Annotated in this window: 26 protein-coding genes and 1 other RNA gene; 16 read left to right on the top strand and 11 right to left on the bottom strand. The window is 41.9% G+C overall.

Annotation, left to right across the window (positions count from 1 at the left end):
- Positions 1–123: 123 nt before the first annotated feature.
- Entirely contained in the window at positions 124–1,185 is a 1,062-nt protein-coding gene (locus AS888_RS09535) for a DUF3900 domain-containing protein (RefSeq protein WP_061141947.1), read from the bottom strand.
- Between the two features lie 265 nt (positions 1,186–1,450).
- Between AS888_RS09535 and AS888_RS26395 the strand changes: the two genes are divergently transcribed.
- Complete coding sequence (locus tag AS888_RS26395) at positions 1,451–2,749, top strand: globin-coupled sensor protein (RefSeq protein WP_061141946.1); 1,299 nt, start codon at positions 1,451–1,453, stop codon at positions 2,747–2,749.
- A 233-nt stretch (positions 2,750–2,982) separates the two neighbouring features.
- On the opposite strand, the gene tatA is transcribed toward AS888_RS26395, so the two are convergent.
- A complete protein-coding gene (tatA, locus tag AS888_RS09525; protein WP_061141945.1) occupies positions 2,983–3,189 on the bottom strand; it encodes a twin-arginine translocase TatA/TatE family subunit in 207 nt (68 codons plus the stop codon).
- A gap of 210 nt (positions 3,190–3,399) precedes the next feature.
- Here tatA and ssrS point away from each other — a divergent pair.
- The 3 genes from ssrS (at position 3,400) to AS888_RS09510 (ending at position 5,678) form a co-directional block, all read left to right on the top strand.
- Positions 3,400–3,587, top strand: a non-coding RNA gene (gene ssrS, locus AS888_RS09520) — 6S RNA.
- A gap of 247 nt (positions 3,588–3,834) precedes the next feature.
- Positions 3,835–5,190, top strand: coding sequence for an MFS transporter (locus tag AS888_RS09515; protein WP_061141944.1), 1,356 nt, complete (start codon positions 3,835–3,837; stop codon positions 5,188–5,190).
- Positions 5,191–5,489: 299 nt separating this feature from the next.
- The gene (locus AS888_RS09510; protein WP_061141943.1) at positions 5,490–5,678 is read left to right on the top strand and encodes a hypothetical protein; all 189 of its coding nucleotides are present in this window, start codon (positions 5,490–5,492) and stop codon (positions 5,676–5,678) included.
- 91 nt (positions 5,679–5,769) lie between these two features.
- Here the strand turns inward: AS888_RS09510 and AS888_RS09505 are convergent, their stop codons facing one another.
- Entirely contained in the window at positions 5,770–6,096 is a 327-nt protein-coding gene (locus AS888_RS09505; RefSeq protein ID WP_061141942.1) for a YnfA family protein, read from the bottom strand.
- A gap of 93 nt (positions 6,097–6,189) precedes the next feature.
- On the opposite strand from AS888_RS09505, the gene AS888_RS25655 reads away from it, so the two are divergent.
- Both AS888_RS25655 and AS888_RS09500 read left to right on the top strand, forming a co-directional pair.
- Complete coding sequence (locus AS888_RS25655; RefSeq protein ID WP_155645444.1) at positions 6,190–6,336, top strand: hypothetical protein; 147 nt, start codon at positions 6,190–6,192, stop codon at positions 6,334–6,336.
- Between the two features lie 103 nt (positions 6,337–6,439).
- Positions 6,440–7,393, top strand: a complete 954-nt coding sequence (locus tag AS888_RS09500; RefSeq protein WP_061141941.1) for a DMT family transporter — start codon at positions 6,440–6,442, stop codon at positions 7,391–7,393.
- 35 nt (positions 7,394–7,428) lie between these two features.
- Here AS888_RS09500 and AS888_RS09495 read toward each other — a convergent pair whose 3' ends face one another.
- Positions 7,429–8,514 carry an MBL fold metallo-hydrolase gene (locus tag AS888_RS09495; RefSeq protein ID WP_061141940.1) on the bottom strand — a complete coding sequence of 362 codons (1,086 nt, stop codon included), beginning with the start codon at positions 8,512–8,514 and terminating at the stop codon, positions 7,429–7,431.
- Positions 8,515–8,752: 238 nt separating this feature from the next.
- Here AS888_RS09495 and AS888_RS09490 point away from each other — a divergent pair, with 238 nt between their 5' ends.
- From AS888_RS09490 to AS888_RS26390, 3 genes are all read left to right on the top strand, one after another.
- Positions 8,753–9,502 (top strand): type II toxin-antitoxin system SpoIISA family toxin, encoded by a 750-nt coding sequence (locus AS888_RS09490; RefSeq protein ID WP_061141939.1) that lies wholly within the window; start codon positions 8,753–8,755, stop codon positions 9,500–9,502.
- On the top strand, positions 9,503–9,682 hold the full coding sequence (locus tag AS888_RS09485) for a hypothetical protein (protein WP_061141938.1): 180 nt from the start codon (positions 9,503–9,505) through the stop codon (positions 9,680–9,682).
- Between the two features lie 97 nt (positions 9,683–9,779).
- Complete coding sequence (locus AS888_RS26390; protein ID WP_221408585.1) at positions 9,780–9,917, top strand: hypothetical protein; 138 nt, start codon at positions 9,780–9,782, stop codon at positions 9,915–9,917.
- A gap of 32 nt (positions 9,918–9,949) precedes the next feature.
- Here the strand turns inward: AS888_RS26390 and AS888_RS09480 are convergent, their stop codons facing one another.
- Positions 9,950–10,912, bottom strand: coding sequence for a sensor domain-containing diguanylate cyclase (locus AS888_RS09480; RefSeq protein ID WP_061141937.1), 963 nt, complete (start codon positions 10,910–10,912; stop codon positions 9,950–9,952).
- A gap of 444 nt (positions 10,913–11,356) precedes the next feature.
- Between AS888_RS09480 and AS888_RS09475 the strand changes: the two genes are divergently transcribed.
- Positions 11,357–13,927, top strand: coding sequence for a DEAD/DEAH box helicase (locus tag AS888_RS09475; protein ID WP_061141936.1), 2,571 nt, complete (start codon positions 11,357–11,359; stop codon positions 13,925–13,927).
- Positions 13,928–14,016: 89 nt separating this feature from the next.
- Here the strand turns inward: AS888_RS09475 and AS888_RS09470 are convergent, their stop codons facing one another.
- Positions 14,017–14,223 (bottom strand): YqaE/Pmp3 family membrane protein, encoded by a 207-nt coding sequence (locus tag AS888_RS09470; protein WP_061141970.1) that lies wholly within the window; start codon positions 14,221–14,223, stop codon positions 14,017–14,019.
- A gap of 198 nt (positions 14,224–14,421) precedes the next feature.
- Here AS888_RS09470 and AS888_RS09465 point away from each other — a divergent pair, with 198 nt between their 5' ends.
- Positions 14,422–15,108: a hypothetical protein gene (locus AS888_RS09465; protein ID WP_061141935.1), complete on the top strand. Its 687-nt coding sequence runs from the start codon at positions 14,422–14,424 to the stop codon at positions 15,106–15,108.
- 63 nt (positions 15,109–15,171) lie between these two features.
- On the opposite strand, the gene AS888_RS09460 is transcribed toward AS888_RS09465, so the two are convergent.
- On the bottom strand, positions 15,172–15,483 hold the full coding sequence (locus tag AS888_RS09460) for a hypothetical protein (RefSeq protein WP_061141934.1): 312 nt from the start codon (positions 15,481–15,483) through the stop codon (positions 15,172–15,174).
- 362 nt (positions 15,484–15,845) lie between these two features.
- On the opposite strand from AS888_RS09460, the gene AS888_RS09455 reads away from it, so the two are divergent.
- Complete coding sequence (locus tag AS888_RS09455; protein ID WP_221408584.1) at positions 15,846–16,226, top strand: DUF948 domain-containing protein; 381 nt, start codon at positions 15,846–15,848, stop codon at positions 16,224–16,226.
- Between the two features lie 94 nt (positions 16,227–16,320).
- Positions 16,321–16,686, top strand: a complete 366-nt coding sequence (locus AS888_RS09450; RefSeq protein ID WP_061141932.1) for a DUF948 domain-containing protein — start codon at positions 16,321–16,323, stop codon at positions 16,684–16,686.
- A 179-nt stretch (positions 16,687–16,865) separates the two neighbouring features.
- Here the strand turns inward: AS888_RS09450 and AS888_RS09445 are convergent, their stop codons facing one another.
- Together AS888_RS09445 and AS888_RS09440 are read right to left on the bottom strand one after the other, a co-directional pair.
- Positions 16,866–17,057 carry a DUF3934 family protein gene (locus AS888_RS09445; protein ID WP_061141931.1) on the bottom strand — a complete coding sequence of 64 codons (192 nt, stop codon included), beginning with the start codon at positions 17,055–17,057 and terminating at the stop codon, positions 16,866–16,868.
- 179 nt (positions 17,058–17,236) lie between these two features.
- Positions 17,237–18,568, bottom strand: coding sequence for an oligosaccharide flippase family protein (locus AS888_RS09440; protein WP_061141930.1), 1,332 nt, complete (start codon positions 18,566–18,568; stop codon positions 17,237–17,239).
- Positions 18,569–18,903: 335 nt separating this feature from the next.
- Here AS888_RS09440 and AS888_RS09435 point away from each other — a divergent pair, with 335 nt between their 5' ends.
- Positions 18,904–19,188 carry a hypothetical protein gene (locus tag AS888_RS09435; protein ID WP_155645443.1) on the top strand — a complete coding sequence of 95 codons (285 nt, stop codon included), beginning with the start codon at positions 18,904–18,906 and terminating at the stop codon, positions 19,186–19,188.
- A complete protein-coding gene (locus AS888_RS26385) occupies positions 19,185–19,385 on the top strand; it encodes a hypothetical protein (protein ID WP_155645442.1) in 201 nt (66 codons plus the stop codon). Before AS888_RS09435 ends, AS888_RS26385 begins: the two co-directional genes overlap by 4 nt.
- A 5-nt stretch (positions 19,386–19,390) precedes the next feature.
- Here the strand turns inward: AS888_RS26385 and AS888_RS09430 are convergent, their stop codons facing one another.
- On the bottom strand, positions 19,391–20,827 hold the full coding sequence (locus tag AS888_RS09430) for an amino acid permease (protein ID WP_061141928.1): 1,437 nt from the start codon (positions 20,825–20,827) through the stop codon (positions 19,391–19,393).
- 161 nt (positions 20,828–20,988) lie between these two features.
- On the opposite strand from AS888_RS09430, the gene AS888_RS09425 reads away from it, so the two are divergent.
- On the top strand, positions 20,989–21,168 hold the full coding sequence (locus AS888_RS09425) for a hypothetical protein (protein WP_221408583.1): 180 nt from the start codon (positions 20,989–20,991) through the stop codon (positions 21,166–21,168).
- 21 nt (positions 21,169–21,189) lie between these two features.
- Here AS888_RS09425 and rocF read toward each other — a convergent pair whose 3' ends face one another.
- On the bottom strand, positions 21,190–22,143 hold the full coding sequence (rocF, locus tag AS888_RS09420; protein WP_061141926.1) for an arginase: 954 nt from the start codon (positions 22,141–22,143) through the stop codon (positions 21,190–21,192).
- Positions 22,144–22,868: the final 725 nt, after the last annotated feature.

Raw genomic sequence — 22,868 nt, 5'->3', positions numbered from 1 at the left:
TAATTCACATAAATGGAAACTTTAATAAACAAGCCATAAGACCTTGATTTTTTATTTTTGTGGCGTGAAATCATAGTTATATCAACACTTTTAGCGTTCGAAAAACTATAAAAACCTTACTCCTCAAACCTTCCTACTAATCTTCTCCACAATCTCCATCAAATCATCCGGCCTATGAAATTCAATCGGCGAAACGCCTTTATCGAACTCGATCGTATCGGATTCTATCATCAATACATATTTCCCGTTAATCTTCCCTAAATGAATGCTGTCGCCGAAATCGGCTAGAAGTCCTTTGATGGATGTACTGCCAAGCTTCATTCGTAATTCAGCTTCAGGTGTATGCTCGACAATCTGGGCTGTTGCTTCGACGACCTGATGGGTTTCAAGGCGTTCTTGAATTTCCCGCTTTTCACTTGTTTCCCAGATTTCCAGGTCTTGTTCGAATTTATGCAATTCGTCACTGTTTTCTTCGAATTGGGCGGATACATGTTCATGGACCATGTGGATGACCTGGTTTTTCATGATTTCCGGCATCGATTCGCCATATTCGACGAATTTCAGGAAATCCTCGAAGTAGCGGGCGTGTGAGGCCTGGTGGATTTTCAGTTCGGCTTCTTCGACGATTCCTTCTTCGGGCATGTAGGGGTATTGAATCGATTTCATATTTTTTGTGGTGATGGCCATTTCGACGTGCCTGATCAAGGTGCGTTCGTCCGAAATCGAAGCGACCTTTGGCTCGAAATCACATTTAAGCAAGAAAACGAATGGTTCATCGAAATACTTCGTTAATTTGGCGGAAGCGATGAGGAAAACACCGCCGCGGACGGCACTCGTATCGATATATGACCGTGTGAATTGTTCATTTTCGGTCTGGAATTCTTCTTTTGTTTTGGCATAGCGTACACGGCTAAAAGCATTGTAATTAGGGTTCGAATCAAGTGCATGTCCTTCCTCGACAATGAAGGTGCCGATTTTCGTCGGTACTTGTTCCGTTTTTGGATGACGGTCCACTTTTCGTTTGGAGATTTTCATCAATTCCCCATCCAGGAAATCCTTTAGCGGGCTTTCTTCGTACTCTGCCGTATCAAGCGTTTGAAAATGTTTAAAACGTTTATCGGCCTGATCGCCCTTTCCTTCGACTTGAATTAAATAAAAAGACAGATAGGTAATCGTAAAATCCATGCTTGTCACCTTTTCCAATTAGTATATATATGTCCCGTTCTTTTCTTATGACTTAATAAGTATAGAGATGAACGGTGATTGCGTCAACATCCTAAATGTCTTCAAAGCTCCGGTAATCCTCTTTTGTTATAGATCAGCGTACAAGGTCCTTAGATATGGGTGAAAAGTACTTATTCATAGGCAGTTTTATCTAAATAATTAAAGAAAGTTGGGCACTATGTCGAAATAATAAATAGTGGTAGAGAAAATGGGAGGCAATTTAGTGATGAAAAGTAGATGGAGAAGCAGGCGGAAAATAGAGACCATAGATTACTCGCAATTCAAGGATCAGATCGGTATTGATATTACCGAATATCCGGGTGTATTGACGCAAGTGGACATGATTCATCTAACGATTGCGGACTTATGTATCATTCGTTCCATGCAGGACAAGGTGAAAGATCATTTGACCGAAATAGTCGACAATTTTTATAAAAATTTGGAAAATGAACCTTCATTAAAGGAAATCATTTCTGATAACAGTTCCGTTGAAAGGCTGAAAAAGACCCTGCATCGACATATGTTCGAAATGTTCAGCGGCACGATCAATGATGCGTATATCAAACAGCGCTATGTGATCGCGCACGTGCATGTCCGCATCGGACTGCAGCCAAAATGGTATATGAGCGCATTCCAAGATTTATTGCAATCAGTAATCATTCATGTGCTTTCCAACTTAAAGGATATGGACCAATATCAGAATAACATCTTGGCTGTCACAAAAATCTTCAATTTAGAGCAGCAAATCGTTTTAGAGGCGTATGAACTTGAAAATGAGAAAATTCGTCAAGAAAACCTGGACGCAAAAGAAACGATAAAGCGGCAGGTGAACCATAATGCAGAAGAGTTGGCAGCGATCAGTGAGGAGACTAGCTCGGCGACTCAATTGATGGCAAATAAGGTCTCTGAAATTCATGGTTTCACCGAGAAGGGATCAGAAATCGCGATTCAGGCAGAGGGGAAATCGAATGAAGGAGTGGCGCTGTTACAAGGATTAGAGAAAAGATTGATGAGAACGCAGGAGCAGATGAAGATCATTGCCAAGGATATGGAGCAGCTATCGAAAACTTCCAAGGAAATCGAACGGATCGTCACGATCATTACATCCATTGCGGAACAAACGAATTTGTTGGCACTGAACGCAGCGATTGAAGCGGCAAGAGCAGGTGAAAATGGTAAAGGTTTTGCGGTTGTAGCGGGTGAGGTAAGGAAGCTGTCGGAAAATACCAAGGATTCCGTCTCGGAGGTCGTGAAGCTGGTTAGCGGCATCGCTCATTTTACCGATATAATGAATACATCGATTTCCTTGGTTAGCGGGGAAATCACGGAAGGTACGAAGCAAGGGAAGGAAACGGGCTTGTTTTTTACCGACATCGCCAAGGCCATGCTTACAGTAAAAGAGCAAAATATTAAAACAACCAAGGAGATGACAGAACTGAGTGCGATATTCGATGAAATTAACGAAGCGTTCAATCAAGTTGCGGTTTCCTCAGATCAATTGACGGAAATGACACTGAACCTGTAAGGAGTTGTGTATTTCAAAAATCAACTCGCTAGAATATCCGCAGTAATCATTACAAAAAAAGGTTGGCAAAAAAAGAAATACTTGAAAACAGCAGCGGTTAATGTTATATTAATAAAGCGATGAGCTAATTTGTGTAAGCCGCAGAACAAGCTTTTAGCTAAACGTCGGGATGTGGCCTGACGGTTCTACGCCTCAAACGCATCAAAGACGCCTGCTGCGTGCAGGCGTCTTTTTCATTTGGCGGATTCTTTCCTAGCCGTTTCGACATCTTCTTTGAATTCCTCTTGGATTTCTTCCGTAATCCCCTTTGTTGCATCCTTGAACTCCCTGAGGGAGGTGCCGACTGCTCGTCCGATTTGCGGGAGCTTATTCGGTCCAAAAACGACCAAAGCTAGCAGTAGAATCACTATTAAACCGGGAAAACCAATGTTTGAAAGCATGAAAATCACTCCAATCGAATCTGTTAGTTAATATTATAGACCCCTGATATGTATTTGCAAAGGCTATTTACTATTTATTGTAAAGATTCAAGCCTACAGATTAGGCTAGCGATTAATCCTTTGTGATCGGTCCTTCAATAATTCGTGATAATTTCCTTGCTAAGGAATGAAATAACTTGCAAGGTTGAAGGAAATTATGTATTATAACTATACAAGCTGCGTTGTTCGTAATGATAATTAAGTTTTAACCTTTAAGCTGTAATAGGGAGTTTTACATCGAAACAGGAATGTTATGCCTCGTCACTGACCTGGACAACAGGATTGTTTCTGCAAACACCCACTTTGAGGAGTGGTGGTTTAAAACTTTCTTACTTGAATACGGCAATGGCGGCTTCCCATTTTTAATTTGAAAATCAGTTCCCATTAGGAACTGGTTTTTTTGTTGTATTCAAGAAGAAGAAGCATGGTGAAGTTGGATTATTGATGATTGTGGAATTTTATATTGAATTATCTGATAATTGCTGTTTATAATGATAAATAGATAACAAAGTTCACTATTTGTATAAATAGTGATGAAATCTTTTTTTGAAAAGTAAGCGTTGTCATTTGGGTGATGTATCGAAAATCATGGGAGGAGTTAGTTTAATGGCTAAAATCAACACGGCAGAGGTAATAGGCAACAGTCGATTTAACCGCTTTCATTTCGGTTTGCTAGCATGGTGCTTCGTAATTATCCTTTTTGATGGCTACGATCTTGTTATTTATGGGACAGTCGTTCCGATATTGACCGATGAGTGGAACCTCACTTCAGTCGAGGCAGGGGCCATGGGAAGCTACGGTTTGTTTGGAATGATGTTCGGGGCAATCTTTTTTGGCATATTGGCGGATCGGATTGGCAGAAAGAAAGTTATTGCCATCTCATTGATTTTATTTAGTTTATTTACGTTGTTATGTGGTTTTGTAGATACGCCTTCGATGTTTTCGACTTTTCGGTTTTTAGCGGGCTTGGGTCTGGGGGGCGTCATGCCAAATGTGATTGCTTTATTGACGGATTATTCACCGAAAAGGATGAGGAGCATGGTCGTTTCAATCGTTTTATGCGGTTATTCTGTTGGCGGAATGCTTGCCCCCATCCTTGGAATTGTACTTATACCCTCAGTAGGTTGGGAATCCATTTTCTGGTTTGCGGGTATACCATTGTTATTTATACCTATTTTGCTGAAGCGATTGCCGGAGGCCACGTCGCATCTTATCCGGGTTAATAGAAAAGAGGAATTGCTCAACATATTGAACAGGGTCGATCCAGCAAACAAATGTAATATGGAAGACGATATTTTAGATTTGGAAAAAAAGGATGTAAACATACCAATCATTGGGTTGTTTAAGGACTCTCGCACTTTTGGCACGCTGATGTTTTGGACTGCCTATTTTATGTGCTTGTTGATGATATTCGGATTGAATACATGGCTTCCAAAGCTGATGCTTGAGGCTGGATATGCACTGAACTCAAGCTTAGGTTTCTTGGTCGTCCTTCAAGGGGGAGCCATCGCGGGTACTCTCATCATTGCTAAACTGTGTGATCGATATGGGTTTAAAAGAATGCTCGTGCCCATGTATGCGCTTGGGGCAATCAGTTTGACTTTAATGGGTATGGGAGGCAACTTGTTCTGGATTTACATATTGGTAGCTGTTGCAGGAGCTTGTACGATTGGTTCCCAGAACCTTATACAGGCCTTTGTTTCCCAATACTACCCAGCCGTCATCCGGTCGACGGCACTTGGCGTGGCCTCTGGGATCGGAAGGATTGGCGGGATGCTTGGACCGATACTTGGCGGTTTTTTATTATCCATTTCATTACCCATTCAATTAAATTTCATTGCCTTTGCCATTCCTGGTCTAATTGCCGCCATCGCTTTATCATTTGTTCCAGTGAAACAGGATTACTACAAAAGTGATCTTTCTAAGCAAAGAGCTGGCATGAAAGTCGAAACGAAGAATTGAGCATTCCATGCAAAGGCATGAAAGGAGAGGATTTCTGCTATTATTTCGTGCTTTTCTTCTTTTTGGCAGTCCATTTACAGTGCGGATTACTTCACATGCTCGCATTGATCTAATCTTCCATGCTCTTACAGTAATGAAGGAAAAGAAGTAGAAACTGCACTCATTGTTCATAATTTCGTAATACGTATTGCTCCAATATCTTAAGAAAAAATGTTAGAATGAGTGTACGGATAATTAATTCCTCCTTGAAAAGGGAGGGGAGCAGTAATTAATCTCATCTTTTGAGAGGAGTCACCACGTTGAAAATTTTAAAACATTTAATATTTTGGTTATGCATGATCGGGACATTATTCTCAATGGTTTATTTCTTTGTAGCGGAAATACCGTTGTACATTAAATTGTTAGGCGGAGCCATCATTCTTTATCTTGCTTATGATTTATTTACTGAATCAAGGGAAAGAAAGCGCAAGGAAGCAATGGATGCTTAATGCATAAAGTCAAAATCCCTCAAAGAGGGATTTTTTTTGTTGGTATGACATAAAGGTAAGTGTTGATTGTTCTTTTTTTCGTCCGTCGTTTTCAGTGTCTGGGAGCCCAGAGGATGACTGAAACACCGACTAAACAGATGCCAGCCCCAATCCAATCGAATGCATCTGGCGTTTTCCTATCGATGCCCCATCCCCATAATACCGATAAGACAATGAAAACCCCGCCATAAGCGGCATAGACACGCCCAAAGGTAGGAAACGTTTGGAAAGTGGCAATGATGCCGTATAACACCAGCCCGAAGCCTCCAATCAAACCTAGATAAATGGATTTGCCTTCTCTTAACCATTGCCAAATAAGATATCCTCCGCCAATTTCAGCAAGGCCAGCCATAAGGAATATCCCGATCGTTACTAACATCTATGTATCCCTCGCTTTCTCGTTGAAATTTTACCATATTTAACAGGCTCTTTGAAAAAAAATGAAAATCATCGGTGGGCAACAATGTACAGCATGAAATCTATCCTTGCCAAGATTGTTGGAGCCTCAAAATATTTGATGCTGATGACGGATAGCGAGCAAAAAACTCTCCAGGTGGCCATGGGCTTATATGTAATGGAAGGAGAGTATGAAATCGAGAGTGGAGTGTTTACAGTTTAAAGGGACACATCCCAAAAATACGCTTCATTTGGGTTGCGATGGAGATGCATGGGGTACTATACCTAAAACGGAACTATCGTAATCTAGTTGAGGAGTTGAAACCATGAAATCCCGAACATTTGCATACATGCTGGCGATAATACATGCAAGTATAGTCGGCTTATCTTTTTTGTTCACGAAGATGGCCATTGCTGAATCGAATCCGCTGGATACTTTGGCATTCCGATTCACCGTCTCATTCGTCATCATTTTATTGCTTGTCGCCATGAAAGTCATTAAGGTGAATTATACGTGGGAATCGATAAAGTACTTGATTCCTCTTTCATTATTATTCCCGACTCTTTTCTTTGCGTTTCAAACTTTTGGGTTAAAATATTCACAATCGACGGATGCTGGAATTTTATCTGCCTTTACCCCGATTCTAACCATGATGATCGCTGGATATTTTTTGAAGGAGAAAACTTCTTTATATCAAAAGCTTTCAATTGTTTTATCAGTAATGGGAGTCATTTTTATTTTTGTGGTGAAAGGGAGTACCATCAATTTTTCCGATATGCTTGGAATGATATTGATACTGCTATCCTGCATTGCCACCGCTTGTTATACAACGATGACACGTTCACTCGCCAAGGACTATACACCAGGTGAAATGTCCTTTTTCATGATGGGAACGGGTTTCGTCATTTTTAATGCTGCCGCGCTATTTTCCCATCTGAAGCAAGGTTCGATGGAGGAATTCCTCTCACCATGGTCAAGCATGGAATTCATCAGCTCCATTTTGTATTTGGGAATATTGGCTTCCCTGGTTACCTCGTTATTGTCGAATGCGATTTTAACAAAAATCAAAGCGTCGCAAATGAGCGTGTTCGCCAACCTCTCCACAGTTGTCACGATTGCTGCAGGAGCGATCATCTTGCATGAAAAGATCACCATTTATGATATTACGGGGTCGATACTGATCATTTTAGGTGTGGTTGGCACGAATTACTTTGGAGGGAAGAAAGAGCCTTCCTTAAAATTGAATTTCGGATATAAGCAGGAACGAAGTGTGAAATGAAAGAAATGGTCCACCCCAATCGGGATGGACCATTTTTACTTCCACCATTCTGTTTGCGGGAATTCTTTTGCACCGATCTGTACTGGTTCTCCCAGTTGCGGGGTACAGATCTGAACGTCAAGTTCATTGGCGGCTTTGGTTACCCGTACGATCGGATCTGTCCAATCATGAAAGGAGAGGGTGAATCCAGCCCAATGAATCGGGATCATCCTTTTTCCTTGTACATCGATATGTGCTTGAACCGTTTCTTCAGGCATCATATGAATCGTGGACCAGCGTTCATCATATTGGCCGCATTCCATCAAGGTTAAATCAAATGGCCCGTATTTCTCGCCGATTTCTTTAAAGTGGGTCCCATAGCCACTATCGCCGCTGAAAAATATGTTTTGCCGCTCACCACTGATCACCCAGGAACACCAAAGCGTGGTATTGCCATCCGTTAAACTCCGTCCGGAAAAATGCCTGGCAGGGGTACAGACTAAATGCAAACCCTTGAATGAAACCTCATCCCACCAATTATGTTCTGAAATCAATTCTTCGTTAACGCCCCAGCGCTCCAGATGTCCCCCGACACCGAGGGGAACGATGAACTGCCCCACTTTGTCTTTCAAGTTCTTTATTGAGTGATAATCCAAATGGTCATAGTGGTCATGCGATAGTATAACGGCATCGATAGGTGGCAGCGAATCCAGGTCAACGGGCAGCTCGCCGCTAAACCGCTTGTTGCCGAACCAAGGAAAGGGAGTGGGGGCCTTGCCGAACATAGGGTCCACCAGGATCGTTTTACCATCCAATTCCAACATGAAGGCGGAATGGCCAAACCAGGTAATCTTATTGGAATCATCAGCGGCCATCCCTTTTGTGTTAATCGTGATAGGGGTGTTTGGCCTTTTTTTCGGATTGCCTCTTATGTAATCCCGTAATATGGAGCCCATATGCTTTAAACTCATCGCTTGACTTGTGGGGACCTGATTTTGGAATTTCCCATTGGCGAAATTATCTTTCTCATTGAACATTCTCACTTTTGCTTTCGTCGTCCTTTTCCCTAGTGGAGGATAAAGCTTAAGGAAAAGGAACAATAAAATAAAAGAAGAAACGATGATTTTTACAATTTTCAGCATGATGATGTTCCTCCATATAAATCAAATATTTTTGTTACTTATCATATCACAGAATAACTAAGGTTATTTACTAAGATGTCCCGTAAATATCCACCCTTGAGAAAGCGTTCTTTATAAAGTGAAACTTTAGGGGAGTGGCATAAGTTTCACAAATTCCAGGCAGGGAAAAGAGGTAGATGAAATGAATAATATAGAGAGAAGTTATATAAACGGCGTATGAGGGGCAGGGGGATAACGGTTGTTAATTTTTTTCAGAGTCTTTGTCTGGGCGGTGTTTTTTGCTTTATTGGCCTATGTTATCTTGTCTTGGAAATATAAAGACAAGATAAGTAAAAAAATCGAAGCGATCCGAAAAACCTGGTATATCATTTTTATACTGGGAGCGCTGATTTATTGGAATTTCTATCCGATGAGTATATTCAACGAGTGGAAAAACTTTTTGATCATGGCAGTTGTGTTCATTCTGATTGATATGTTTGTGTTCTTGAGCATGTATATATCGAAAATTGGCGACAATGAATTGTCCTACGCAACAAAAGCCGTTGCGGAAAGCGACAAGCTTTTAACGGACAATAGGGAAAAGGTCAAAAATATGTTTCACTTGTTAAAGAAAGAAGGAATACCTGAATACTATCAAACGAATAAGGAGTACCTGGCTTATTTGAGCATTCTCCTTCAAGCTTATGCTGCAAAGGAAGCGATGAGCGTGAACATTCTTCCTTTCAAGACGGAACAGGACAAGCAAATGGTGATGACTGGGCATCCTAACTTGAATGGCAGCACCATTCGTGCTACATTGGAAAGAGAAGATACGTATTATAATGATGAAGAAAAAATGGCACTCCAGCCAGTAAGCATTTTGATGGAACCATATATCCTTGACGTTAAATCGGAAAGCTTCGTTTCAGAAGTCGATTGTTTATTGATAGCATTACTGATCATGATGTTCGATATGGTCATAAAACAAAATCCAGGTGGTGAAGGTTAGATGAGCATTTATGATAAAGTCGGCAGTGAAGTTTCGGTTGCTGTAATCAAACCACAGGTTAAGATACCCGATGTTGGGTTAAGCCCGCATACCAAAAAAGTGATGAAACAGAACGAACGCGTTATCCTGAAAGATAAAGAAAAGTCGGCACGCTTCAGCCGCTTAAAAAGTGTTTTATAGGAATTAGGGCAGGGGGTTGTTCCTAATGCCTTATGATATTTGTGAAAAACCCGCATATACTATTCAAAACTAAAGAATAGGAAGGGTCTTTCAGAATATGAACAAAAAACCCGAGAGAGTGAACATCCCGGCCCCCTCCGCTTCACCATCCGAGCAACGGATACATAAAGATAATGCTGAATTGCTGAGGCTTTTACAAAGATTGAAAGCGAAACGATGGATTTTTTTAAGGTAAATGAAAGCCAGTCTCCAAGGAGAACTGGTTTTTTATTTTCCCGGTTGGAAATGATCGTCAGCCTTTTGGCGCGACTTTTTTTCCTTATACATGCTACGATCCGCCTTTTTCAACAGTGTCTCCATGTTCATCCCATCATGAGGATAAAAGCTCATCCCTATACTTGCGGTAATGAAATAATCATTTCCATTAATGAGGATGGGCATCGTCGATAAACGATTCGATAAAAACTCGGCACTGCTGTGCGTTCTGTTGATTAAATCCTCACCTTGCGATGGATGAAGTAATACAATGAATTCATCACCACCAATACGGCAGATGTGACTGTCCTCCTGTACGTTTTGCTGAAGGCACTCAGCCGTCAGTTTAATGACCAAATCTCCAACATCATGGCCAAAGGAGTCATTGAAGATTTTAAAATGATTAAGATCGATGTAAAGAATCGCCATTTCAGCATTCCGTTTATCTTTATTATAATCGAAATAATGATAGAGGAAGTTCCTATTATAAAGACCTGACAATTCATCCCTGATAATCCCATCTTCAAGGATGAGGGTTTGACATGCTAAAGAGGCGAGGGACTTAATCAGGATAGAATCATATTCTTTAAAATCGTAAGGTTCAATATCAAAGGCACATAAAGTCCCAAGCACCTTGCCGTCATATAAAAGCGGGGCGCCCATGAAACAACCATTGCCAATGTACTTCGTTAAAGGATGGTCACGAGTCAAAGCGTGTTCGGCTAAATTAGGAATGACAAGAGGCTCGGAGCCATTTTCGGCAGCCAATTTGCAAAATACCATATTATAAGGAAGAACGTCACCATCACAAATTAACCTTGCCTGTCTATTGAAGGATTTGATCGCGAAACTTTCCGTAGGGTGTAATATCGAGAGGTAGAATGTGTTGACCTTGATCGTCTTTGACAAAAGTGCCAACAATTCTTCCGCGATGCAGTCGAAATTTTTATAGTAATTGATATCCTGCTGTATCATTTCCAGGCTCCTTTATATGGATAATCTAATTAGCTTTCCAAAAATCATTGCTATTGAACGGCAAAGATACAAAAGCCGAAACGTGACAGTTGTCCGAATTTCCACTAAACTCGAATAAGAGCCAGGGTTCGTTCTGATTGGGAAGATTGAAGGCCCCTATGTTATTTTTCGGCCATTTATCGATTTCGTTAAATGTGTAAATGCACAATTCGCACATTAAATGAATTATACTGTAAATGAATTGACAAGAGTGCCATCGACCGCTAAACAAGCATTCGATTGGGCTGCCGCACATCATCGGCTATGCCGCCTTGGGGTAACTGAATCTTGGGAGAGGGCTGAATGATGGGTAAAAGGCTAGATGGCCCTCATGTAAAAAAATGTTTTGGAGAGGATAAAAGGTAAGCGTACCGTACATACAGGAACATTCAAAAGGGGATCATTATGGGTAAATTAGAAAGTATATATCCTATAGCTATAGAAAATACGAAGGAAAAAATCATCCAGGATATGAATTTTTACTTGGAGAGTAGAGAGACATTGCCTTCGTTTGTAACCTATGTATCAGACAGATTATCCTTCATTGAGCAAATCTGGCTTAATGTATGGTTAAATAAAGCATCAAATGATGTGCCGAGAAGGGAAAAAAAGGTGTTTCTGAACGAAAGGGGCTTCGTTACCGAGGGCTCGGATCATAAGCTGATCAACAGTATGTTCCGTAATGAATTAAGAACGTACCGACCATTTGACGCATTATCGTGGATGAGCGAAACCTTCGCGGAAAAGCAGGCTGATTGGGAAAAGAGATATAGAGAAGCGCGGGGGGATTTTTTCAAGAGGCAGGAAGAACAACGTCTCGCAAAGCAACGGTGGAAGATACGCATCCGACTGCAAGACGAGGCTAACTCATATTTTGAAGAAAGCTCACTTGTTTTATATTTGCATATCAGGTCTTATATTGCCGGGGTTTTGGCAAAGGATCTTAAACATAAGCCTAAATTCCAATATGTCGATCCATACCTGCTGGAAGAAAAATTGGTGGAAGAAGGCGGGTTCCAAGCAAATGAATATTTGATGGTCACGGACTTCTTTGAAGAATTGACAGGAGATGTCCATTCCTTGTTCGATTGGGGAAAGAACCGTTTTGAATACGAAAATTACTTTTATCTCTATGAGAGATTAGTTTCGGATTTGATACTGAAAATCGCCCCTGAAAAGTACATGAATCATTTGCCTGTTCACTTGCATCATGATTTTTTGGAGTCTTATGGGGAAAGGCTGACCGTTCACGCCCTGCAAGATATCTTGAGAGATGAATTGGCTGATTTGTCCCAGGCCTGTTTCGATGAACTTCAAGAAGAATACGTTTCAGATTTATTGAACCTCGAGGGAATTCCTTTTGAAGAAACAGTTCATGAGGAAATCTTCGAAAAAGACGAGGCGAATAGAGAAAGAAGAAAAGCTGAAGCAATTGCCGAACAAGCCAAAAAGCAGGCAGAAGAGCAAAGGATGATCAATGACATTATTGGCAAGGCCTATACTCCATCATTAGGAAAAAAGGTCAGCTATATCTTGCACATCGGAGAGACCAACACCGGCAAGACACATCAGGCATTGCAAAAAATGAAAGAAGCAGAAAGCGGTTTATATCTGGCTCCCCTAAGGCTGTTGGCGCTTGAAGTTTTTGATAAATTGAATGCGGATGGCGTACCTTGCTCATTAAAAACCGGTGAGGAAGAAAAGGCTGTCATGGGCGCAAAGCACACCTCAAGTACCGTTGAAATGTTCCATGAAAAGGATTACCACGAAGTGATCGTGATAGATGAAGCGCAGATGATTGCCGATAAAGATCGAGGCTTTGCCTGGTTTCGGGCAATTACGCAAGCAAATGCCAAAGAAGTGCACATTATCGGAAGCAATAATATTAAAAAGATGCTGTTGAATCTTCTGGATGAAGCGGAGTTGGAGCTCCTTGAATACAGACGAGAGATACCGCTTGAGGTGGAACAGCGTGAATTCGAATTGAAATATACGAAAAAAGGGGATGCCCTCATTTGTTTTTCGCGAAGGCAGGTATTGGAGACGGCATCGCGTCTGAAAGAGAGTGGACATAATGTCAGCATGATCTATGGCAGTATGCCACCTGAGAGCAGGAAACGGCAAATAGAGCTTTTCAATCGCGGGGAAACATCGGTTGTCGTTGCTACAGATGCAATTGGGATGGGTTTGAATTTGCCGATCCGGCGCATTGTCTTCCTTGAGAATGAAAAGTTCGACGGGACCCGAAGAAGGAGACTGACGTCACAGGAAATCAAACAAATTGCAGGCAGAGCGGGAAGAAAGGGCATTTATGATACGGGCAAGGTCGCCTTTACGGCAGAAATCAAAATCATGAATAGGTTGCTTGAACAAGCGGATGAACCAGTTCAAACCTTTACGATTGCCCCAACCTCTGCCGTATTCGAGCGTTTTCAAAAGTATTACCGGAACATGGGCACTTTTTTTGAAATGTGGGAGCGGTTCGAGCCCCCTAAAGGCACGAAAAAGGCTTCACTATCGGAAGAAAGGGAGCTGTACGAGCTGATAAGGGATACCCAAATCGAAGTTCGTTTTTCTTTGCTGGATTTGTATGGCTTCCTGCATATCCCTTTTTCTGCCAAAGAACCGAGTCTCATCAGGCAGTGGCTGGAGACTGTCGAGGCGATAGCCGAGAGCCATGATCTTCCTGAACCGATCATCAAGACTAGAAATTTGGAGGAGTTGGAGCTATCTTATAAGGCGATTGGCCTTCATCTCTTATTTTTATACCGGTTGGGTAAGAAAACAGAAGCCGTATATTGGGAGCGTATCCGTGAAGAAATCAGTGAGGGCGTTCATGATCAATTAAAGGATGAAATGTTGAATTACCAGAGAAAATGTAAACGCTGTGGAAAAAAGCTACCGGATGACTCACGTTTTCATATATGTGATGCTTGTTATCATAGAGGCCACAGGAAGACACACCGGTTGCATTGATCCGCTTCCTCAGGTCGTCCGGAGGGGGACAACGCAAAATGACGTACGCTACAAGTGTACGTCATTTTGCGTTGAAGGATGGGCAGTGCCTAATCATTTCGTTTCGCTTTGGCCAATAGAGCTGCTTGCCGCTTCAATCGTTTATCCGCCTTCTTATCATGCACCACAAAAAGGGCATGGATCAATCCGGGAATGTAGAAAAAAAGCGTGAGAATCAAATTGATCAGAGCGGAAATAGGTTTACCCGCTAACAATACGGCCAATGGAGGGAAAAGAATCGCGATTATATAGAGAATAATGAACACGCTCCAGTTTTTATTAATTGCCAAGCTGCTTTAAGGCTTGTATAGTCATTACGTTTTTGTCATTGCGATGATATATATATGCTTGAGACCCACATTCATGCAGGGCGAGTCTTATGAATTCAGTAAAATCCTTTCACCGGTATGCCGGCTTCTGTGTTAGAATTATCAGAAAACGCATCGGGGGTACGGATGTTCATGAGAAAAAAGATCGCCTGTTTGCATGCACACCATTCAAATATAGAATACATAGAAAAAGCATTTTCGCCATTCGATATGGAATGGCTTCATTTTGTAGATTCAGGATTGATGCATCGGGTGGCATCAGATGAAACGTTTACATTTTCGGATGCTTCGAAAAAGGTGAAAGAACAGATGGAATGGATGGCCGAATGTAATGTGGATGCCATCCTGATAACCTGCACGAACTATATTACTTTTTTAAACGAAGAACAGCTATCGCTGTCTATGCCCATCATCAAAATTGATGAACCATTTTTTGAGCTGGTTTGCCAAGTGCAGCAGCCGCAAGTGATGCTATTTACGAACCCTGCAACTGTCGAAGGAACGATGAAACGTTTAAACGCCCATTCAAGAAATTATGGGGGCGTCGATGTTGAAATCATCATCATCAAAAATGCCTTTGAATTGATCATGAAGGGTTTGAACGAGACATATAACCAGGAGATCGTAAATCGCTTATTGCAATTCAATGAAGAAAAAAGACAGATTTCGGTGGCTCAGTTATCCATGGTCAAGGCAGCGATGAGCTATGAAATTCTTACAGGAGATACCATTATAAATCCGCTGCAGGCATTAGTCGACTTCACGGCCACTCAACTGGATCTAAGGCTCTCAATTGAAAAAGAGCACATTTGAAGGGTCAGTTGTTAACTAAAAGGATAAGGCCCTCCCTGTATTGTAAAGCCTAGACAGGGGGATTCATTTATCCTTATTTCGGATTTGTTCACGGATGGTTTCAAGTTCATCCAAGGATAAAACCGTCAGGGAATTTCTTATTTCCTCCTCGACCCTTTTCCGATCAAGCTCCCTATATTCGTTCCACCAATCCCGCAAACCCTCAGTGTTTTCAAGAAGATACTCAATATCGATTTCTTCTTGCTCGTCATCTGATAAATATTTCATGACCGCTCCCAATAATCGATTGAGTTGGGCTATTTCATTTTCCACAACTGGTGAAGCGACATCTTTCTTTTTCTCAACATCTTTAGCTGGTACATTTCGCGTGGCCATAGGAACCTCCCTTTTTAGTAATAGTGTGCCTGAAAGAAAGGATTTCACAATCTTTTTTAAAAAAACCTGCTTATGGCAGGGAACAGTCCTTTAAAGGAAAGGGGGTAAATAACCCGTTATTTATTTCAGAAAAGACCTCGTTAGAATATATGTATTGCCGCATCAATCCTCAAAATCGCTTTTTCAACAAGTCAGCAAGTAAGTAGAAGAACGGGCATGTTCGGCATTCATCCGACCTTTCACCCTTTATTCGCTTGATGGAGGCAGGAAATGCTAATAAAGTGACTGGACAAGCAGGGACTTTAGGGAATGAAAGAAGGGGGAGGAGCATAAATTGAATGGAAGGGAGTGGATAGATGAAAATGTTCATCAAATTAAGTGTGGCCAGTGTCTCCGGTGCGGTTGTCTATTTAATTTATACGGTCAACCAGACGCTGCGTAAGGGCATGGGGACGCTGGAGGAAACAAATAAGACATTGGAAGAGGTAAGAAATGCCGTACATGGATTGACGCATGAGTCCAAACAATTGATCCACTCTGCAAATCAAATAACCGCAGATGTAAAGGGTAAGATGGAAAATGTCGACCCTCTTTTGGAAACTGCTCAAGACGTAGGCGAAATGATTCATAATGTAACGCATTCAATGAAGGAGGCCAGTTTGAATGATTCCAAAGATCGTTTAAGCACTCCTACAGCCCCGCCACAAGCGGAAGCAGAGGGCGTTCAAATCAAAATTAAATAAGTTGGTCAATTAAAAACACAAGTCACCCCGGTATCCACTCAAATATCCAAACCAATTGCATCAACACTTAACATTAGAGGGGGAGCTTTTTATCATGATTATCCAATATAGTATAGCCGCGATCGCTTTGGCGTTCATATGGCTCGTCGTTTTTTTGATCGGTACTCTTCAAAAAGGTATGGTGACGATAGGTGAAGCCAATAAAACATTGGAAGAGGTAAGAAATGCCATCCACGATTTATCGGGTGAATCGAAACAACTATTGCAGACGGCAAACGACATCACCGACGATGTGAAAGCGAAAATGAAAACCGTCGAACCGCTATTGGATTCCGCTCAGGATGTTGGGGAAGCGATTCATTCGGTGACGGACTCCGTCAAAAAAGCCACAAACGGATTTCGGACAGAGTTTTCACCGAAAAAAATCAATTCAATCAAACCGAAAAGTCAAATCAAGTAATGTGAATATAAAAAAAACACGAAAGACACTACCGTATGGGGAGTGTCTTTTTTTTAGTATGTATGATAATGGACGTTTACCTTGATGGTTCCTCGAGTGGAATATCGGCCCCGAGTTTCATACAGATTACCAACCTCCTGTATGAGAATATGGAACATCAAGCTGTCATGAAGTTGTCTTTATTTATCCGTTTTTTCACCACTCGGGTTGCCTGCAGATTTAGAGTCGTTGGAATGCTTGACTCCTTTACTTACATAAGGTTTTGCGCTTTTTTTCTTGTTGGCGCCCGTTTTCCAACGATTCCAGCCCTTCTTGCCCGTTCCTGTTCCTGTGCCTTTACCCGTACCGCTCTTAGCCTTAGCTTTACTCATGAAATCACTCCATTACTATATGTATGGTTTACTTAAACCATTTTACTTGATTATTACCCAAGTATGTTGAAATATACAGCAACCAAGGTGATATGTACAGGGAAAGGCTCATTTTTTTTAACCTGAACCTTCAAAACGACAAGCTGGTTGATCATGAGGGAGTGCCTCGATCAACCTTCTCACTTAATGGATATCGATCTGGATTTCGTTAAGAAGATGCTTATCCCGATTTTTTTGCAAATGGTCAAGTAATGCATGAACGTTAGCAAAACAGCGCCTGTATTCATCCCTAAAATGATTCCTCCCATATTAAGTGAAGCTTGGGAGCCAAGGATATACATCATTAAAAAGGCGACGATATGTGACCAGACCGTGTGAATGAAAGCGTCTTTCACCAATCCTAAGCCAATGAGATAGGCTTGCATGGGAATGACAAAGAAATGAAAGAGAAAGTAAGGACATAATAACTTTAAATAGTAAGTTGCAGAGGTTGAAGAAAAAAAGAGTGAGGTCAATGGTTCGGCAAAGAAATAAATGAAACACACCGCAGGTACCCCATACAATACGGTAAAAGACATCGATTTTTGCAATAATACCCTCAACTTTTCCTTGTCCTGATTCTTGTACGCGTTCGAAACATTCGGGATGAGCATGATCATCAGGGAATGTGCGATAAAGGCCGGGAAAAACCCAATGGTCATCGCAACTCCAGTGAGCATACCGAAATGCTCCGTAGCCACCACGGCCCCGAATCCAGCCGAAAGAAGTGCTGTATGAATCAAAAATGGCTGAATCGCATTCGTTATTGCATGGAAAATCCTTAACCCCATGGTTGGCAGCGATACCGCCAATAATGTCTGCCGGGCATGCTTTCCAGTTGTTCGTGTGTTCGTTCCGCGTCCCATGATCCTCATTTGCAGAATCAGGAGATTGACCAAGTAAAGAAAAACGATGAACTCACTGCCGATCAATACGAAAAAGGCCATTAACAGCGACTTTTCTTGATTGAAATGGAATAAGTTGAAAATGAAGAAAAGCAAGCCAAATTGAATGATATCTTTCAAAAAATTGGAAAAGGCGATTTTCCCCATTTGTTGGACACCCATGAAATACCCTCTCGCGATGGAAGAAAAGGCGACGATAGGGATCAAGATGATGAGCAGCCATTTAATATAGGGGTGATAGCGGTCCATGACGGATGAAAAAGAAAGGATGAAAGGCATGACCACACACATGATCAAGACGACGACTGCAGCCATTTTAAGCGCATGGATGATAAGGTTATAATGCATGGTCCGTTTATTTTCTGCAACGAATTTTGATATGGAAATATGTAATTCAAGGCTGGCTATCACATATATCAAAAAGAAAATGGGCAATAGGGACATATATAATCCCATGCCCTCCTCGTGTAATTCCCTGGCTAGGATCATGTTCACCAAAAACTCGATACATTCACCGAAAAACGCTGCAATAATCAAGATGAGCGTTCCCTTATAAAAAGACTTCATGTTGGCCCACTCCTAACAAGGTGTTTGTATATAGATATGAGACATGCCATGGAATATTCATAAGGAACTCCGTCCGAGGAGCTGCATTCCTGAGTCATCGCCCTGAAGATCCTGACGCTCATGAACCGAAATGTTCAGTAAGAATCACTGAAAGGAGGAAACTTCACTTCCATTCTCCATCATCAACTAAGCGCTTCCTTCATCCTTTTTTTCCACAAAAAATAAATGGTGCCGCACTTGTGTCAGATAATCTATTCCAGCTTTATGGAAGTCTTGAATTTCGCTTTGTAATTGAAGATTTATTTTGTTATCCTGTAGCAGAGGGGATGATCAATATGAAATTCACATCTATAAGTCCAGCAAACATAGATGAATTGTGCATTGCGTTTGAAAGCTGCCTTACGAGGCATGACATCACATTTAAATATGTCGACATGAGGGAAGAGAATGGGATCATATCGTTCATATTTTGCAATGACCCGGAAGAAGCAAGGTCTGTCGAATTGGAAAGCGACCGCTTCATAGGATTGGAAACGGATTACATAGCCAAGGAAATTTTGGAGCCCATCCTGCCGAGGTTGAAAGAATTTGCACAAACTAACAATCATCGATTCGGATGATTTTTTTTGAAGTGAATTGGGGTGAAGCTGAAATTCACCATCCTATACATGCTATCATCCGGCAAATCGGGATATGCAAAAAGAAGAAGCAGCCTTATGTGTGGAACAGCAGGCTGCTTCTTCTTTTTGATATGGGTAGCGGATGCGGGAAGTCACGTCGTGATCAATCAATGGGTGACCTCTCTCCTTCGCTTTAGTGGTGTTAAATCACCATTTTTTTACCCTCGGTCAATTGCACTTCCTGTTGAGAAGTACCCGCTTCCTTGGATTTCTTCACTTTAAAGTGGTACACCGCATAACAACCAATGAAGAACGCTCCGCCGCAATAAAGGGCCATGCGCTGCTCGGGAACAAATGCCAAACTGATCATGACGATGCAGTTAGCTATTAAAGCAAGTATTGGAATGATCGGGTATAGCGGCACTCTGAATTTGAGGTCTTCTGCCTTGCCGCCTTGGCGGACATAGGCCCTCCTAAAAGCGAGCAGGCACGCGGCAATGGCTATCCAGCCAATTTGAGCCCCAAGACCTGCAAGGGAAAGAAGGAAAACAAATACCGTTTTTGCAGCGATGACGCTAGAAAGTAAAGACAATCCAGCGATGGCTAGGGTGATGAGTAAAGCATTGAGAGGAACCCCTCTCTTGTTTACCATACCGAGCTTCGGACTGGCCATGCCTTCCCTTGATAGCGAGTACAGCATTCGTGTCGCTGCATAAAGACCGGAGTTCGCGACTGACAATAGGGCGATTAAGATGATGAAGTTCATGATGTCAGCCGCATAGGGAACGCCTATACTATCCAGTACAACAACGAAAGGACTTTCAACGATTCCCGCTTTTTCCCTTGGAATCAGCGCAGAGAGTACTGAAACAGATAGGACAAAGAAGAAAAGGGTTCTCCAAACCGTTTGTTTAATGGATTTAGGTATGACCTTTTCCGGATTTTCACTTTCTCCAGCAGCAATTCCGATCAACTCTGTGCCCTGGAAGGAAAAGTTCACGGTAATCATCGTGATAAGCAGGGCGGAAATGCCGTTCGGGAAGAGGCCTTCATTGAAGAAATTCGAGAAAAACGGCGCTTCTTGGCCGCCCTTCATATCAATGAGACCAAACATGGCGGCACCGCCAACACCGATAAACAGGATGATGGCCAATACCTTTATGCTTGAAAAAACAAACTCCGATTCGCCGAAGGCTTTGGCCGATAGAGCGTTGAGCATGAAGATGAGCAACGCGAAGATCGCACACCACATCCACACGGGTGATTCAGGAAACCACCTTTGCATAAGCTGTCCTGCTGCCAAAAATTCCAAGGCAACGGTAACGGCCCACCCTAACCAGTATAGCCATCCTATGGCAAAGCCGGTTCCAGGACCGATGAATTTGGTCGAGTAGGTTTGAAACGAACCGGCTACGGGCATCGCAACGGATAGTTCACCTAGACACAGCATGGTCAAATACATGATTAATCCGCCGACTATGTAAGAGAGGATCGCACCAAGCGCTCCTGCTTCATGAATGGTGTAGCCAGATCCAAGGAAAAAGCCCGTACCAATACATCCCCCTATTGAAATCATGAATAGATGTCTTGCTTTCATGCTCCGTTTTAGTTCATTTGGTTGATTTTCTGCTGTTTTCATTGAAAAACTCCTTTACCTGATGGGTGCAAACGGTTTCATTTATGTTAGAACGGTATTAGGGAATATGTGTTTTTCCATGCACATGTGTAAAAGCTTGATTTTGAATCTAAGTTGCTGTTGAATTCCCTCGGATAAGAAATCACTTCTACATGCCGGGCAATGTGAACGATGCCGGTGCAGAAATAATTTCGATAGTGCCGATCAATAAAGAAAAGGAAGCCAAGCGTCAGGAAATCAGGGATGGTAAACTTGCTCCTTTTATGCTCATCCATCAAGCATTCTTACGAAGCATGGGCTTTTTCAATGGAGAATCCATGAATGAAAGCTTAATATATTCCTAGTTTGTCTTGCATTAATGGCCTCTATTTCACATCTGCCAGCATATCAGCTGTGACAAAATGATTCTCTGCTCCATATAATAATTTTTCGCCAAGAAGTGAACCCATTAGAGCAACTGCCACTTCAGCCGTTTTATTATGCTCGTCCAAAATTGGATTGATCTCGACAAACTCTGCTGATGTGATGATATTAGCTTCAGCCAGCATTTCCATCGCAAGGTGGCTCTCGCGGTAGCTGATTCCTCCCATAACAGGTGTCCCCACGCCAGGTGCATCATCCGGATCAAGTCCATCAAGATCTAAGGATAAATGTACAAGATCCGTGCGTTCCTTCAGGTAGGCTATCGATTCTTCCATCACTCTTGTCATGCCCATTCTATCAATCTCATGCATGGTAAAAACTTTAATTCCTTTCTCTCTAATCAACTCTTTTTCCCCTTGGTCCAAGGAACGGGCCCCAATGATGACGATATTTTCCGGTTTGACTTTCCGGGAGTATCCGCCAATGTTAGTAAGGGCAGGGTGTCCAAGTCCCAAACTTACTGCCAGCGACATCCCGTGTATATTTCCCGATGGGGAGGTTTCCGCCGTGTTCAAATCACCATGAGCATCATACCAAATGACTCCTAAGTTCTCGGAATGCTTGGCTAAACCTGCTAACGTGCCAATGGCAATGCTGTGATCGCCACCTAATACTAGTGGAAAGCGATTCGATCGGATGACTTCATCCACTTTTTGGCTCAGTTTTTCATTGCCTTCCGCTACATCTTGCAGATTCTTTAAATTTGTGTCTGAGTCACTTTGTGCTCTTTCTTGTATCTCTACTCTTATATCGCCTTCATCATGAACAGTATAGCCAATGTTTTCAAGTCTCTCGCTCAATCCTGCATATCTAATGGCACTTGGCCCCATATCGACTCCTCTTCTTGTCTGGCCAAGATCCATCGGGACTCCAATGATTGATATTTCTTTTTTCATGAATGATTCTCCCCTTTCAGTTTTCTCCCCTAGTATAAGGGTAAAAGGATAGATGACTCAACTCGACATTTTTTTGAATATTTATACGATTGGGAAAAGGGTGACATCCATAAGCGGAATTGCCTGTTTTCAGTTTAAGGAAAACAGGGAAATCTGCATCGGGTAATGGACAAAATCATGGGGAAATCCCACTATTAATAGGCCTGGAACTTCCAGGATGATTATTTCATTTTATTCCAAATCAGAAGGGAGATATCGAATTCCCAGAGTCCATTTCCTAAAATTCAAGTCAACCTTTATTCAGAAATTGATACACTGATTGATCAAATGGATGGAAGGATTTTCAAATTTTATCGGAATATAGTAAGAATGACGGAAAAAATGTGGTTTTCCGCGTTATTTCGCTTTGCTGGCATAATGATTTTGGTGAATTTTTTCAATAATGGATCAATTGGAAAACTAGTATTGAACGAGATGCATTCATGCAACAAAGTAAGGAATGCTAGGCCGAGCATAGAAATAGAAGCTTTAGGTCGGTTGCAGTCTGTGAATTTCTGCTCAAACTAACTGTATAAACGGGGAGTGCTCCGATATTCTCAAAAGTTGTAAGATTCACCTATTTTTCGCCTTTGAGAAGGGGCGATAAGGCTGAAAGTGAGAATGAAGTACTGTTCGCCCCTTTGAAGTCACCGGTGAAGAATGAAAGATTTTCACAAACATTGCAA

This window comes from Peribacillus simplex (assembly GCF_001542915.1).
Classification (GTDB): domain Bacteria; phylum Bacillota; class Bacilli; order Bacillales; family DSM-1321; genus Peribacillus; species Peribacillus simplex_B.
This window is presented reverse-complemented; position numbering and strand designations above follow the sequence as displayed.